Here is a 13,530-nt window from a genome sequence, read left to right on the forward strand (position 1 = left end):
GCGCGCAATAAGGGCGCGATGGGACAGATGCTGATTTTCGGAATGGGTTATGCCGCGAGCCACCTCGCCGACCGGCTGCGCGCGCGCGGCTGGGAGGTCGCGGGGACGACGCGCGACGGGCGCGGCAACAATATCGCGTTCGATGACGCGCCCGCCATTCTCGCGGCGCTACGCTCGGCAACGCATATCCTGTCTTCGGTCCCACCCGCCGACGGCGACGACCCGGTACTCGCGCGCTATGGCGATGCTGTTGCGCTCGCCCCCGCTAGCTGGGTCGGTTATCTGTCCTCGACCGGGGTCTATGGCGACGCGGGCGGTGCGTGGGTCGACGAAAGCGCGCCGATTAAGGGCCGCCGCGCAGACCGCAACGCCGCCGATGCAGCCTGGCAAGCGTTACGCAGCGATGTCAGCGTCTTCCGCCTTCCGGGCATCTACGGTCCCGGCCGCTCGATCCTCGATCGCATAGGGGAAGGCCGCGCGCATCGCATCGATCTGCCCGCACAGGTCTTCAGCCGTATCCATGTCGACGATATCGCGAGCGGAGTCATCGCCTCGTTCAGGGGACCGGCGGGTGTCTATAATCTGGCGGACGACGAGCCGTGCCATCAGAACCGGCTGGTCGAATGGGGCTCTGCGATGCTCAGTGCGCCGCTGCCCGCGCTGCAATCGATCGAGGAAGCGGGCCTGTCGCCCGCCGCACGCGCCTTCTACGCCGAGAACCGCCGTGTCGCGAATGGCCGCGCAAAGCGCTTGCTCGGCTGGACACCGCGCTATCCGACGTTTCGCGAGGGACTTGCCGCTCTAACCTGACCCCGTGGATCAGATCAGCACGTCCACCGTGTGGATCAGCACGCCGACGAGGCCGCCGACCAGCGTCCCGTTGATGCGGATATATTGGAGATCGTCGCCGACCGCGCTTTCCAGCCGATCGGTGATCGTCTTGGCATCCCAGCCGCGGATCGTGTCCGACACCAGCTTGAGCGCGGTCTCGCCATAGCTGTCGACCACACCGACCACCGCGCGGCGCGCATAGCGGTTGAGCGTGCGCTTGATGCCGGCATCCTCGCCCAGCATCGCACCGAACTGGGTGACGAGTTCGCCGATCCGCCCCGCCAGCATCGTGTCGGGGTTGCGCGCGGCCTTGAGCAGCGCGGTACGCCCCTGCTCCCACAAACCGTCGAGCCAGCGCTTGACCGCTTTGTTTTCGAGCAGTTCGTCGCGGACCTTCGCGACCTTGGCCTTCACTTCGGGGTCGTGCTGCAGATCGAGCGCCATCTTGGCGAGGCCTTCCTCGACGCGGATACGCAGCGGGTGCGTCTCGTCGACGGCCATTTCGCTGAGCAGCTTGCTCAGCCCGGCGACGATGCGGTTCGAAATGCTTTCGTCGAGTCCGGTGAAGCGCACGATCGCATTCGAATTGTCGTGGACCATCTGATGAATCAGATGTTCGTTGAGTTCGAGTGTCTTCGACCCCCATTTGACCATGGCGTCGAGCAAGGGCTGATGCCGCCCCTCGGCGAGCGCAGCCTGCAGCGCCTGCCCCAGCAGCGGCGCGACGTCGAGTTCGCGCAGCCGGTCGGCGATCGCCGATTTGACCATGCCGCCCAGCCGTTGCTGGTCGAGCGCACCGAGCCCGTCGGCGATGATGCGTGATGCGCCCAGCCGCAGCCGGCCGCCGCCCTCGCCGGGTTCGGACAGGAATTTGCCGACCGCACCCGCGACGTCGACCGTCTGCATCTTGCGCGCAATCAACCGCGGCAACAGAAAGTTGGTGAGCAGAAAGCGTGCGAGCGTGTCACCGATGCGGTTCTTGTTGCGCGGGACGATCGCGGTGTGCGGGATCGGGATGCCCATCGGGTGGCGGAACAGCGCGGTGACCGCGAACCAGTCGGCAAGCCCGCCGACCATCGCCGCCTCGGCAAAGGCGCGGACGAAACCGACCGCGGGGTGAACATCTTGGAAATATCGGGCGCCGAGGAAGACCATCGCCATGACGATGAGCATGCCGGTCGCGACGACGCGAACGTTCAGCCCGCCAGTGGGAACGGCAACGCCCACCCCGGGCGGGTGGGCGCGTCCGGTTTCGACCGGGGTGGAAACTTTATCCGTCATGATCACCAAATGGCGAAGCGCCGCAAAAGTTGCAACCGGCGCGGCGCCCGATCACTCGGCGGGCTGCGGCGCAGGCTCTCCGTGCGGTTTGGTGTCGTCACCCTTCTTGTACGTGAGCAGATTGCTCGAGAAGAAGCGGCCAAGACGCTTTTCGATGCTGTCGGCCAAGCTGAAGCCAGCCGGGACGATCAGCAGCGTCAGCATTGTCGACAGGATCAGGCCGCCGATCACGACCACGCCCATCGGCGCGCGCCATGCCCCGTCGCCCGACAGCGACAAGGCGGTCGGCACCATGCCCGCGACCATCGCGACCGTGGTCATGACGATCGGCTGTGCACGCTTGCGCCCCGCATCGAGCAGCGCATCCATCTTGCTGACCCCATGATCCATCTCCTCGATCGCGAAATCGACAAGCAGGATCGAGTTTTTGGCGACGATACCGAGCAGCATGAGCAGGCCGATATAGACGGGCATCGAAATTTCCATGCCGGTCACCCACAGGCCGAGCAGGCCGCCAAGCGGCGCCAGCAGCAGCGACGACATGTTGACGAGCGGCGACAGGAAACGGCGATAGAGCAGCACCAGCGTCGAGAAGACGAGCAGCAGACCCGAGACCACCGCAATGATGAAGTTCATGATCAATTCGGCCTGCCACTTGGCATCGCCCTGAATGACCTTGCGGATGCCCTGCGGCATGGCCTTGACCGCCGGCAGCGCATCGATCTTCTGCTGCGCTTCGCTGGTCACCAAGCCGGGTGCCAGATCGGCGCCGATCACGATACGCCGCGTCTGGTTGTAACGGCGAAGTTCGGTCGGCCCCGCACCAAAGCCGATCTCTGCCACCGACTTCAGCGGTACCGTGGTTCCGCGCGACGTCGGGACCGGCAGGTTTTCGATCGTGGCAAGGCTACGGCGCGACCCCTCGGACAATAGGACCCGGATCGGGATCTGGCGATCGGACAGCGAGAATTTCGCTGCATTCTGGTCGATATCGCCCAGTGTCGCGATGCGGATCGTCTGGCTGAGAGATGACGTCGTCACACCGAGTTCGGCCGCCAAGTCCATCCGCGGATTGACGATGATTTCAGGACGCGGAATGTCGCCTTCGACCCGCGGCGACCGCAATTCCTTGAGCTTCAACATCTGCGAGACGATCAGGCGCGCATGTTTGTCGAGTGCGACCGGATCGTCGCCGCCGATCACCATCGTGATGTCGCGGCCCGAAAAACCGCCCGACTGGCTCTGGAACGACACGCGGGCGTCGGGGATTGCGGCTAGCTTGGGTTGCAGGCTACGTTCCCATTCGACGCTGGTCATCTCGCGCTTTTTCTTGAGCGTGATGAAGGCGTTGCCGCCGCCGACATTGACGTCGTAAAATGCGGTTTCGACCACCGGACTATTGTCGAGGATCGCACCGATCTGCCGCACGATCTCTTCGCTCTGCGCGAGCGTCGACCCCGGCGGCAGTTCATAGCGAACCTGGCTATAGTCGCTGTTGGTCGTCGGCTGGAACTGCTGCGGCAAATGGGTGAACAGCCAGATGCTCGAAAGGAAGGCTGCGAGGCCGATGCCGACGATCCAGACGCGATGGTCGAACACCCGCGCCCAGGCGCGTAGGACCATGAATTTCGCCCAGTGGGTGTAAGCCCATTGGCGCATCCCCGAAGCATAAGCGAGCGCGGCGAGAAGGATCGCAACGAGGCTGGTCGCGAGGAAAACGCCGATGGCCGACAGCGGCGTCAGCAGCAGGAAATGCAGCGCTGCATTCGGCGCATCCTGTCCCACTGGAACGGGCTGGAAGTAAGAATAAATCGAAAACAGGACGGAGACGCCGGCGAGCACGAGCGGAACGGCGAGATAGATCAGCCGGGTCGGTACATTTTCGTACCGCGCCTTCTTCGCTTGCTGTTTCGTGCTGTCGAGCGTCCATGCGAGCAACTGTTCATAACGGTCGACCCACGGCCCCGACGCATGGTCCTGCTCGCCCTGCGCCGACAGGAAATAGGCGGCGATCATCGGCGTAATCATGCGCGCGACCGCAAGGCTGACGAGCACCGCGAACACGACGGTCATACCGAACTGGATGAAGAACTGACCCGACACACCGGGCATCAGCGCGACCGGCAGGAAGACCGCAACGATCGACATCGTTGTCGCGACGACCGCCAGACCGATTTCGTCGGCGGCATCGATCGACGCCTGATAGGCGGTCTTGCCCATGCGCATATGTCTGACGATATTCTCGATCTCCACGATCGCATCGTCGACCAGCACACCCGCGACCAGGCTGAGCGCGAGCAGCGACAGGCCGTTCAGCGAAAAGCCCATCATGTCCATGAACCAGAAGGTCGGGATCGCCGACAACGGGATCGCCAGCGCGCTGATCAGCGTCGCGCGCCAGTCGCGCAGGAACAGGAACACCACGACGACGGCGAGCACGGCGCCCTCGATCATCGCGGTCATCGAACTGCGATACTGCTCCTTGGTATATTCGGTGCGGGTGAAGAGAATCTTGAAGTCGACCTTCGGGTTGTTCTTCTTGATCTCCGCCAGCTTCTTCATCGTCTCGTCATGGATCGTGACGTCCGATGCGCCCTTTGCCTTTTCGATCGAGAAGCTGAGCACCTGCCGCCCCTTGATCTTTGCAAGGTTGCGCTGTTCGGCATAGCCGTCGGTCACTTTGGCAACATCGGACAGGCGAATGGTACGACCGTTACCGGTCGACAGGCGCGTTTCGCCGAGTGCAAACGCATTGGCAGCGTTGCCGAGCACGCGCACCGCCTGTTCGGAACCGGCGATTTCGGTGCGGCCGCCCGAGGCGTTGACATTGGTCTGGCGCAGCTGCTGGTTCACCTGGCTCGCCGTCAGGCCATAGCTTTGCATGCGTGCGGGATCGAGAATCACGCGAATCTCGCGGTCGACGCCGCCCGAGCGGCTGACCTTGGCCATACCGGGGATCGAGAGCAATTCCTTCGCAACACCGTTGTCGACGAACCACGACAGCTGTTCGAGCGTCATGTCCGACGCTTCGACCGCGAAATAGGTAATCGGACCGCCCGCGATGTCGACGCGCACGACCTGCGGTTCGAGAATGCCATCGGGCAGGTCGCTACGAATCTGCTGAACCGCCTGATTCACGTCGTTGTAGGCGCGGTCAATCGGCGTGCCGATCGCAAACTGCACCATCGTCCGGCTGTTGCCTTCACCGACGAAGGACGACAGTTCGTCGACGCCGCTGACGCCGCGAACCGCCGCTTCGACCCGCTGGGTAACTTGCGTTTCCAGTTCGGACGGCGCGGCGCCCGGCTGGGCCACAATGACCTGCACGGCCGGGAATTCGACGTCCGGATTGTCGTTCACATCCATCCGGTTGAAACTGACAATACCGGCCAGCAACAGCAGGACGAACATGACGACAGGCGGAACCGGATTGCGGATGCACCAGGCGGAGATGTTGCGAAAGCTCATGATTCAAACGCCCTTGTGCACCAAAAGACTGCGCGTCGTGTCCGGGTTACTGCGACGATTTCTGAACGACCGGCTTCACCTTGTCGCCGACGTTGAGGAAGGCGCCCGCAAGCACGACGACACGTTCGTTGCCGGCAAGACCCGATGCGATCGACACCCCGTCGTCGGTGACCGTGCCGATTTTCACGGCGCGGCGCTGGATCTGGTTCTTGCCATCGACGATCAGGACAAAATTGCCTTCGGGGCCGCTCTGGACCGCGCTTTCGGGCAGCATCGGCGCTTCCTCGGTGCCCGACACCAGCCGCGCATCGGCAAAGCCGCCGGGACGGAGCGCCGCGCTATAAGGAACCGCAATACGGACCATACCCTGCCTTGTGTCGGGATTGATGACCGGCGACACCTGCCACACCTGACCCGCGATCTGCAGGTTGCTGCCGACCGGGCTGATCGTTGCGCGGGTACCGACGCGGACGCGCTGCAAATCGGCCTCGGCCATCTGCGCCATCAATTCCATCTCGCCGCCCCGCGCCATGCGGAACAGCACGCCGCTGCCGGCGCCGACGATCTGGCCGGTTTCGACCTGCCGCGTCAGCACGAGGCCCGCGGCGGGCGCGACGATATTGAGCCGGCCGTTGCGCGCCTGCGCCTCGGCATATTGAGCCTGCGCGACGCGGACGCGCGCATTGGCGGCGTCGCGGGTCGCGCGCTTGCGATCCATATCCGCCTTCGAAATGAAGCCGCGCGACACCAGTGCGTCCGCACGCGTCAGCTCGGCCTGCGCAAGATCGGCATCGGCCTGCGCGACGCGGATCGAGGCCGCGAGGCTTGCGGCCTGCTGCGCCTGGACCGCGCGATCGATGATCGCGAGCGGCTGCCCGGCGCCGACCCATTGGCCGGGTTCGACGAGCACGCGCACGACCTGGCCGCCTTCGCCGGCGACACCGACCGGCATTTCACGGCGCGCCGCGATCGTCCCGTTGGTCGAGATCGTTGCCTGGACCGACTGGCGGCCAGGAATGACAACAGTGATGTTGGGGATGCTTGCCGCACCGGGGCCGCTGGCCGCGCCGTCAGCGCCGGCGGCTCCGCTCTTTGCGGCACTGAAAGCATACCATGTCGCGGCCAGCGCGAGGGCAATCAGCACCAAAGCGACGATTAGCCGTGTCCGCTTGCGGCGGCTGTCCGCCTCTTCGTAAAAGCTGTCGGGCGCGCTCGCCAGGCTGTCCATCGAATCCACTTTCCGCTCGTAGTTCACGCAGAATCCCTCCCTGGCTTGCGCGGCTTATGGTGCGGCAGGCACGATGGCACCTGTCCCCTTGACCCCGCACGACAGGATCTAATCCCGTGCGAGGTGTATTACCTAATTAAATCACCACTGGCAAGAGGCGAAACTTTGCCATCCCCCTGCGCGCCGGATCGAGGCCCATAATCGCTTCGTTGCGCGATTTCCAGTGGTTGCGGACACGAAAAAGGGCGGCACGCCCCGCGGGCGGCCACCCTTTTGCCCGGCCGGTCCTCAAGGACCGGCGGCCATTGATCAATCAGCGATCAGCGAACTCGGCCGCGCCGTACCAGATTGACGATACCGAGCAGGATCACCGCGCCGATAAAGGCGGTGAGCAAGGTCATCGGGTCGAACGCGTTGCCGCGCAAATGTCCGCCGCCGAGCACGCCTTGCAGCAGGAAACGACCGAGGATCGATCCGATACAGCCGACGATGATATTCAGGAAGATGCCCTGCTGTGCGTCGGTGCGCATCACGATGCTGGCGAGCCAGCCGATAATGCCGCCCATAATGATAGCAATAATCCAAGTCATAAGATGACCCCCTACGATCGTTGTTGCCGCCTGACATTGCAGGCATCCCGTTGGTAACCCAAATATCTGTTATCGCCTAGCAGAATGGCGGCGAGGCTACATCCTCGCCGCCATTCTGTTCAGCGGACGCTGCCACGTCGTATCAGGTTGATAATGCCCAAGAGCACAACGGCGCCGATGAAGGCCCAGAGGAGCCCGATCGGGCTGAAGGTATCGAGGCTGGCACCCATGCCAAAGAAACTGCCGAGGAAATTGCCCAGAAACGCGCCGACGATGCCGACAACGACATTCAATATGATGCCCTGCTGGGCATCGGTGCGCATGACGATACTCGCCAGCCAGCCGATGATGCCCCCGACGATCAATGTGATGATCAGACCCATGATATTCCCTTCCTGAATCGGCCGGGCAGACGCCGATACCCGGCGAACATAGAAACGTCCGGTCACGCCCGGACATCGTTGGACGATGCCGAAGTAATGCGGAAAGGAAGCGAAAGGTTCCCGGCCCGCCCCGAAGGGCGCGGCCGGGAAAGTGGGATCGGTTCCTGATCGGGAACGTCTCCGGGTCGCAATGTCGGATTAAGCAGCCGGAGTTGACCGGGGTGTGACGAACGTCACATGCGCCGAAATAAATGGGGACGCGCCAGCAGATCGACGGCGGCGCGTGGACGCGATGCGAATGCCGGCTCTGCCGCGCACGCGAAATGGGGGCCGACATCGCTGCCAACCCCCACTATCCGGCTTTGCCCCACGCACTCCGCCTCACTTCATCCCGGTCCGCTTCTCTTGCGATTAGCAGCCCGCAAAACGATGCGTTGCGGCGCACGCCGGAACGATCCGGCGACGGTTTGGTCGGCCCCCTTTCGGGGGCCGGCCGCACCTGGAAAGCCCTTCATCATCTCTTCTTGCGTCTGCCGAAACAGTCGCTGCCCAAGCGATGGACTGCATTTCCTGTACCCGGTCGGGTCCGCATCAACTCGTGGGAATCGCTGCGTTCCGTGATCAGGCTATCGGTAGATTTCCTCGTCAATCCGTCCGTTCTCTTCTGGCTAGTCTTGCAACTACCCTTGATGTCCCGGTGGTCTGTCGTCTCTGTCTTCCGATGATTTGAAGCTGACATGAAGCTTTCGGGTCGCCAACAAAAAAGGCGCGAAAAGCACCCCGGAGCCGACTGCGCTTGTGGATAAGTCCGGCATTAGCAACAAGCGGATTCCTTGCAGCATTTTTGTAACAGCGTTGCAGCATTTTCGGATTCAAAATTCGAACCGACTCGCAAGCAGGGCTGTCCGATCGACGTCGTTTTTTTTTCCACGAGTCGCGACTTGGCACAAAAAAAAAGCGGGACCCGCAGGCCCCGCTTTCTATTCACCATGGTGGGAGGGCAATCAGCCCTTCACGGTGACCTCGACCCGGCGCGCGGCCGAATTGTCCGTGCCGGTCGTCGTCGCGTCGGCGGGCTTTTCGAGCACGACCTTGTCGGCTGCGAAGCCGAGCTTCTCGAGCGCCGCCTTGACACTCTGCGCGCGGTTCTTCGACAATTCGGCATTGGCCGCGGCGTTGCCCGTCGGGTCGTTATAGCCCGAAACCGCCAGGGTCGCAGCCGGATTGCTGTCGAGATAAGCCTTCACCGACGATGCCGCGGTCGACAAATCGTTCGACACGACCGACTTGCCGGTGTCGAAATAGACCGTCAGCATCGGTTTGCCTTCACGGTCCGCTGCGACAACCCCGGCCCCCTCGGGAATGGCGGCCACGGGAGCCGCGGGCGCAACGGTCTCGCTGATCGCTGTGTCATCGGTAGCCGGGGCGACCGCAGCATCCTGTTTCGAACAATAGCGTAGGCCGAAAAACAACAGCGCGGCCAGAACCAGAAGGAGCAGCAGCCAGGGTAGCCAGCCCATACCGCCGCCTTCTTTTTCGCTCTCGCCGCCCGAATAGGCCGTCTGCGGACTTGCCGCCGACGGAGCCGGTGCGGCGGGGGCCGCAGCGAGCGGCGGCGCGGCAGCAGCGGGCGCTGCCGCTGCCGCTGCACCGGCCAATCCTGCCGCGGCCAGCGGGGCCGCCGACGCTGCGCCACCGTCCTTGTCAGAATCGTCGCTGTCGGAATCACCGCCCAAACCGCCAACGGCGGCCAGGCCGGCGGCGGCACCAACGGCTCCTGCGGCGCCGGCTGCACCGCCAAAGAGGGTAAGCAGGCCATAATGCTGCGCGAGGAGATAATAGACGGTGACGCGGTTCTTGGTCCGGTCTTCCTTCATCCGGACGCCCACGTCGGCGATCGCCGCATCGAGCGCCGCATCGTCGTGGGTCAGTCCAAGCTTCTTTTTCAGGAAGTTTTCGCGAACGCGGTCGGTTTCTTTTTTGTCGCTAAAGGAAACGAGTGAGGAATCGCGGTTTCTGAGGGCGATGCCGAGATATGAAACGATCTTGGAAACCACCACTTCATCGGCGTCCGCGACATATTTCCTGACATCCGCCAGCCAATCTTCTGCCATGCGACCATGCTCCTACCCAGACGCAAGGCTTCGCCGTTCGGCGCTCGCACGGGTGGCGAGACTCGCGCCTTAGGGATCGGAACTTATATCATTTTCCGCGAATGCAACATCGAACCCGAAAACGGGGCCATCGCATGGTGCAGCGCGCCGCCTAGCGCTTGCCGAGATCGCCCTGACCCACCGTCCCCGAGGCCATCTCCAGCATCCGGTCGAGGCTCTTGCGCGCAGCGAGGCGGAGCCCTTCTTCCATCTCGATCTGCGGCTTGAGATCGCGCAGCGCGATGTAGAGCTTCTCCATCGTGTTGAGCGCCATATAGGGGCAGATGTTGCAGTTGCAGTTGCCGTCGGCACCGGGCGCACCGATGAAAATCTTTTCGGGCAGCGCGAGTTCCATCTGGTGGATGATGTGCGGCTCGGTCGCGACGATCAGCGTATCGCCCGGAAAGCTCTTCGCGAACTGCAGGATGCCGCTGGTCGATCCGACATAATCGGCATGGTCGACGATATGCGGCGGGCATTCGGGGTGCGCGGCGACGGGTGCGCCCGGATGCTGCGCCTTGAGCTTGATCAGCTCGGTCTCGCTGAACGCCTCGTGGACGATGCACACGCCCGGCCACAGCAGCATCTCGCGCCCGAACTTGCGGTTGAGATAGCCGCCGAGGTGGCGGTCGGGACCGAAAATGATCGGCTGGCTTTCGGGAATCTGGCTGATGATCGTCTCGGCGCTCGACGAGGTGACGATGATATCGCTGAGCGCCTTCACCGCCGCCGAGCAGTTGATATAGGTCAGCGCGATATGGTCGGGATGCTTCTCGCGGAAGCGCTTGAACTGTTCGGGAGGGCAACTGTCCTCGAGACTGCATCCCGCGTCCATGTCGGGCAGGATGACGATCTTTTCGGGGCTGAGGATTTTTGCGGTCTCGGCCATGAACTTGACGCCGCAGAAGGCGATGACATCGGCATCGGTGTCCGCAGCCTTGCGCGACAGTTCGAGCGAATCGCCGACGAAATCGGCGAGATCCTGAATCTCGGGCTTCTGGTAATAATGCACGAGGATGACGGCGTTGCGTTCCTTGCGCAGGCGCTCGATTTCAGCGCGCAGGTCGAGGCCCGAGAGATTCTCGCGGATGGGAGCAGTCATCGCTTTTCCTTATCTGGCTTTTGCCTTGGCGAACCCCCTACACCGCGACCGCTGGCAGGGCAATCAGCCCGCGGGTGCGTCGGCGAAGCGCGCGGTCACCTTCGCATCGATCCCCGCGGCCTTCAGCGGCATCGCAAAGCTTTGCTCGACCGCGGTGCGCGCCGCGCCTTGCGCGAGGCGCATCGGCGTCGCGCCCTTTGCCTGCGCGATCAGTTCCTCCTGCGCGCGCTTGCGGTTCGCGGCGTCGAGCGTGCGCTCGGCATCGGTCAGCGTCAGCAATATCTCGCCGTCGCGATATTCGCTGATCGCATCGATATCGATCTCCGGACCCGCGAGCCGCAGCGGGGGCAACGTCACCGTCAGCGCATTGGTCGCCGCGTCCCAGTCGAGATCGGGCTGCTTGAGCTTGCCAAGGTCGAGTTCGTAGCGGACCGTGCCCGGCATGATCAGCGTCTTCTTCGCGCTCAGCCCCAGTCGGCTTTGCGTCGAGGTCACCACCGCAACATAACGCGCGGTGAAGGGCACCAGCACATTCTGTTCCTGCAAGCCCTGCAGGCTCGCCGCGACGACGGTTTCGGGATCATACCCCTTCTGCCAATCCTGCCACGCAGCGACGGCCCACCAGACGGCGACGAGCATCAGCGCCGCAGCGGCGAGCAGGATGAGGCGGGGCGCAAGGCGAGCGGGAGAGGAGGAGGTCATGGCGTTGTGTAGTCCGAACAATCGGGCGCTGCACGGTCCATTTCATACCGCGCCGTCGCATCGCTAAAACGAAATAGCTGAGTGTAGCTGCACGTGGGATCGCGCCAATCGGTCAGATCGCTGCGCTTCAGCTTTTTGCCGCTATTATCATCGCTCCGGCGCGATGTCCGCGGAAAGGCTGTCGCGACGCTGCGATAGGTCAGCGACGGAAACTCGCCCTTATCGTCGGGGGATGCAATGAGGCTCGCCTTGAAACTATATTCGTCGTGACAGGCCTCCAGCCGATCCTTCACATCCTGCTCCGAAAAACAGGCGCGGATCATCAACGAGCTGTCCCAGGCGACATCGAGGACCGAGTCGCCCAGACCCACACCGTGCAGCCCCATGTCGAAACGCAGCAGATGCAGTCGCCCACCCGAGCCGCCGCCGCCCGAATACATCGCGCGTTCTTCGCCGATAACACCGACAAGAAACTCCGCGCCTTCGCGCTGCTCCCCTTCCTCCACGAGCACGGGGATCAGATGGGGCCACAGGCTCAGCCTTTGCGGTTCGCCCGACAATGCCGGCAGCGTCAGCGACGTCTTTTCCGCATCGCCCGAGCCCGGGAAAGAGATGGTCAGATCGGTCGGCACGCCGGTGGAGTCTGACCCGCCGGACAGTTCGAAGCAGATTTTTTCGCCGGGCAGGCAATATTGGCCGCCCTCTTTCGCAACGAGGTCGAGGATGAGCGGGTTGGGGGCCGCGGGAGTGTCTGCAGCAGCCGGCAGTGCGGCGGCAAGCATCATGGCCAGGATCATTCAGGCGAGTTCCCATTCGTCGTCATCGTTGCGCACAACGCCGCGCGCCCGAAGGTCGAGCAGATGCGCGAGCACCGAGCGGCCGGCGGCGCCGGTCAGCCTGGGGTCTAGTCCCTTGTACATATGCGACACCATGACGGAGATCACAGCCGTCCCCTTTTCGAGTTCGCGCAAAATCTGCCGCTCGCGCTGCTTGCGGTGACCCAGCATGCCGCGCACCAACTGCCGCGGCTTGCTCACCGCAGGACCGTGGGCGGGATAATAGACACGATCTTCGCGCTCATAGAGCTTCGAGAGGCTGGCCATATAGGCGGCCATGTCACCATCGGGCGGACTGACGACGCTGGTCGACCACGCCATGACATGATCGCCGGTAAACAGCGCTCCGCTCTCGACAAGGCCGAAGCAGAGATGGTTCGAAGTGTGGCCGGGGGTCGCCACGGCTTCCAGAGTCCAGCCGTCGCCCGAAAGTCGTTCGCCGTCGGCGAGCACGCGGTCGGGGGCATAATCGGGATCGAAGGCTGAATCGGCGCGCGGGCCGTCGTCGGACAATGCAAGCGGCGCGCAGCCGATGATCGGCGCGCCGGTCGCTTCTTTCAGCGGTGCGGCGGCGGGCGAATGATCGCGATGGGTGTGGGTGCAGAGGATCGCGGCGATGCGCTGCCCCGCGGTCGCGCGCAGGATCGCGTCGACATGGCCGACGCCGTTGATGTCGGCAGGGTCGCCGATGCTCAGCCCCGATCCGGTCGGGCCGGGATCGATCACAGCGACGTCGCTTCCTGCACCGACGATCCACGTCTGGGTGCCGGTGAAAGTATAGGGCGACGGGTTGGGCGCGAGCACGCGGCGCACCAGCGGCTCATGCTGCTCGCACTCGCCGGCGCGGATGGTGTCGGGCCAAGGCTTGTCTTCGCTCATGCCCACCATGTGGCATCGCAGGGCGCGAAGGAAAAGGGCAAGGCACGAAAAAGGAGGCGGCATGGGCCGCCCCCTTC

General features: G+C 63.5%; 11 protein-coding genes. 1 reads left to right on the forward strand and 10 read right to left on the reverse strand.

Annotated elements, in window-relative coordinates:
* Positions 1 to 18: 18 nt before the first annotated feature.
* Positions 19 to 810: a Rossmann-fold NAD(P)-binding domain-containing protein gene (locus AC07NV_RS10950; RefSeq protein WP_495166704.1), complete on the forward strand. Its 792-nt coding sequence runs from the start codon at positions 19 to 21 to the stop codon at positions 808 to 810.
* A gap of 9 nt (positions 811 to 819) precedes the next feature.
* Here AC07NV_RS10950 and AC07NV_RS10955 read toward each other — a convergent pair whose 3' ends face one another.
* From AC07NV_RS10955 to AC07NV_RS11000, 10 genes are all read right to left on the reverse strand, one after another.
* Positions 820 to 2,004 carry a DUF445 domain-containing protein gene (locus tag AC07NV_RS10955; RefSeq protein WP_495166705.1) on the reverse strand — a complete coding sequence of 395 codons (1,185 nt, stop codon included), beginning with the start codon at positions 2,002 to 2,004 and terminating at the stop codon, positions 820 to 822.
* A 159-nt stretch (positions 2,005 to 2,163) separates the two neighbouring features.
* Positions 2,164 to 5,580 carry an efflux RND transporter permease subunit gene (locus AC07NV_RS10960; RefSeq protein WP_495166381.1) on the reverse strand — a complete coding sequence of 1,139 codons (3,417 nt, stop codon included), beginning with the start codon at positions 5,578 to 5,580 and terminating at the stop codon, positions 2,164 to 2,166.
* 46 nt (positions 5,581 to 5,626) lie between these two features.
* Complete coding sequence (locus AC07NV_RS10965) at positions 5,627 to 6,835, reverse strand: efflux RND transporter periplasmic adaptor subunit (RefSeq protein WP_495166382.1); 1,209 nt, start codon at positions 6,833 to 6,835, stop codon at positions 5,627 to 5,629.
* 293 nt (positions 6,836 to 7,128) lie between these two features.
* A complete protein-coding gene (locus AC07NV_RS10970) occupies positions 7,129 to 7,398 on the reverse strand; it encodes a GlsB/YeaQ/YmgE family stress response membrane protein (RefSeq protein WP_056371821.1) in 270 nt (89 codons plus the stop codon).
* A gap of 119 nt (positions 7,399 to 7,517) precedes the next feature.
* Positions 7,518 to 7,781 (reverse strand): GlsB/YeaQ/YmgE family stress response membrane protein, encoded by a 264-nt coding sequence (locus AC07NV_RS10975; protein ID WP_039572182.1) that lies wholly within the window; start codon positions 7,779 to 7,781, stop codon positions 7,518 to 7,520.
* A 1,004-nt stretch (positions 7,782 to 8,785) separates the two neighbouring features.
* Positions 8,786 to 9,895, reverse strand: coding sequence for a DUF2853 family protein (locus AC07NV_RS10980; RefSeq protein ID WP_495166383.1), 1,110 nt, complete (start codon positions 9,893 to 9,895; stop codon positions 8,786 to 8,788).
* A gap of 151 nt (positions 9,896 to 10,046) precedes the next feature.
* Positions 10,047 to 11,036 (reverse strand): quinolinate synthase NadA, encoded by a 990-nt coding sequence (nadA, locus tag AC07NV_RS10985; RefSeq protein ID WP_495166384.1) that lies wholly within the window; start codon positions 11,034 to 11,036, stop codon positions 10,047 to 10,049.
* Between the two features lie 63 nt (positions 11,037 to 11,099).
* Positions 11,100 to 11,738 carry a DUF4230 domain-containing protein gene (locus tag AC07NV_RS10990; protein ID WP_495166385.1) on the reverse strand — a complete coding sequence of 213 codons (639 nt, stop codon included), beginning with the start codon at positions 11,736 to 11,738 and terminating at the stop codon, positions 11,100 to 11,102.
* Positions 11,735 to 12,535 carry a hypothetical protein gene (locus AC07NV_RS10995; protein WP_495166386.1) on the reverse strand — a complete coding sequence of 267 codons (801 nt, stop codon included), beginning with the start codon at positions 12,533 to 12,535 and terminating at the stop codon, positions 11,735 to 11,737. Before AC07NV_RS10995 ends, AC07NV_RS10990 begins: the two co-directional genes overlap by 4 nt.
* Positions 12,536 to 13,453, reverse strand: coding sequence for an MBL fold metallo-hydrolase (locus AC07NV_RS11000; protein WP_495166387.1), 918 nt, complete (start codon positions 13,451 to 13,453; stop codon positions 12,536 to 12,538).
* Positions 13,454 to 13,530: the final 77 nt, after the last annotated feature.

The sequence above is a fragment of the Sphingopyxis sp. GW821-FHT10B01 genome, assembly GCF_059415685.1.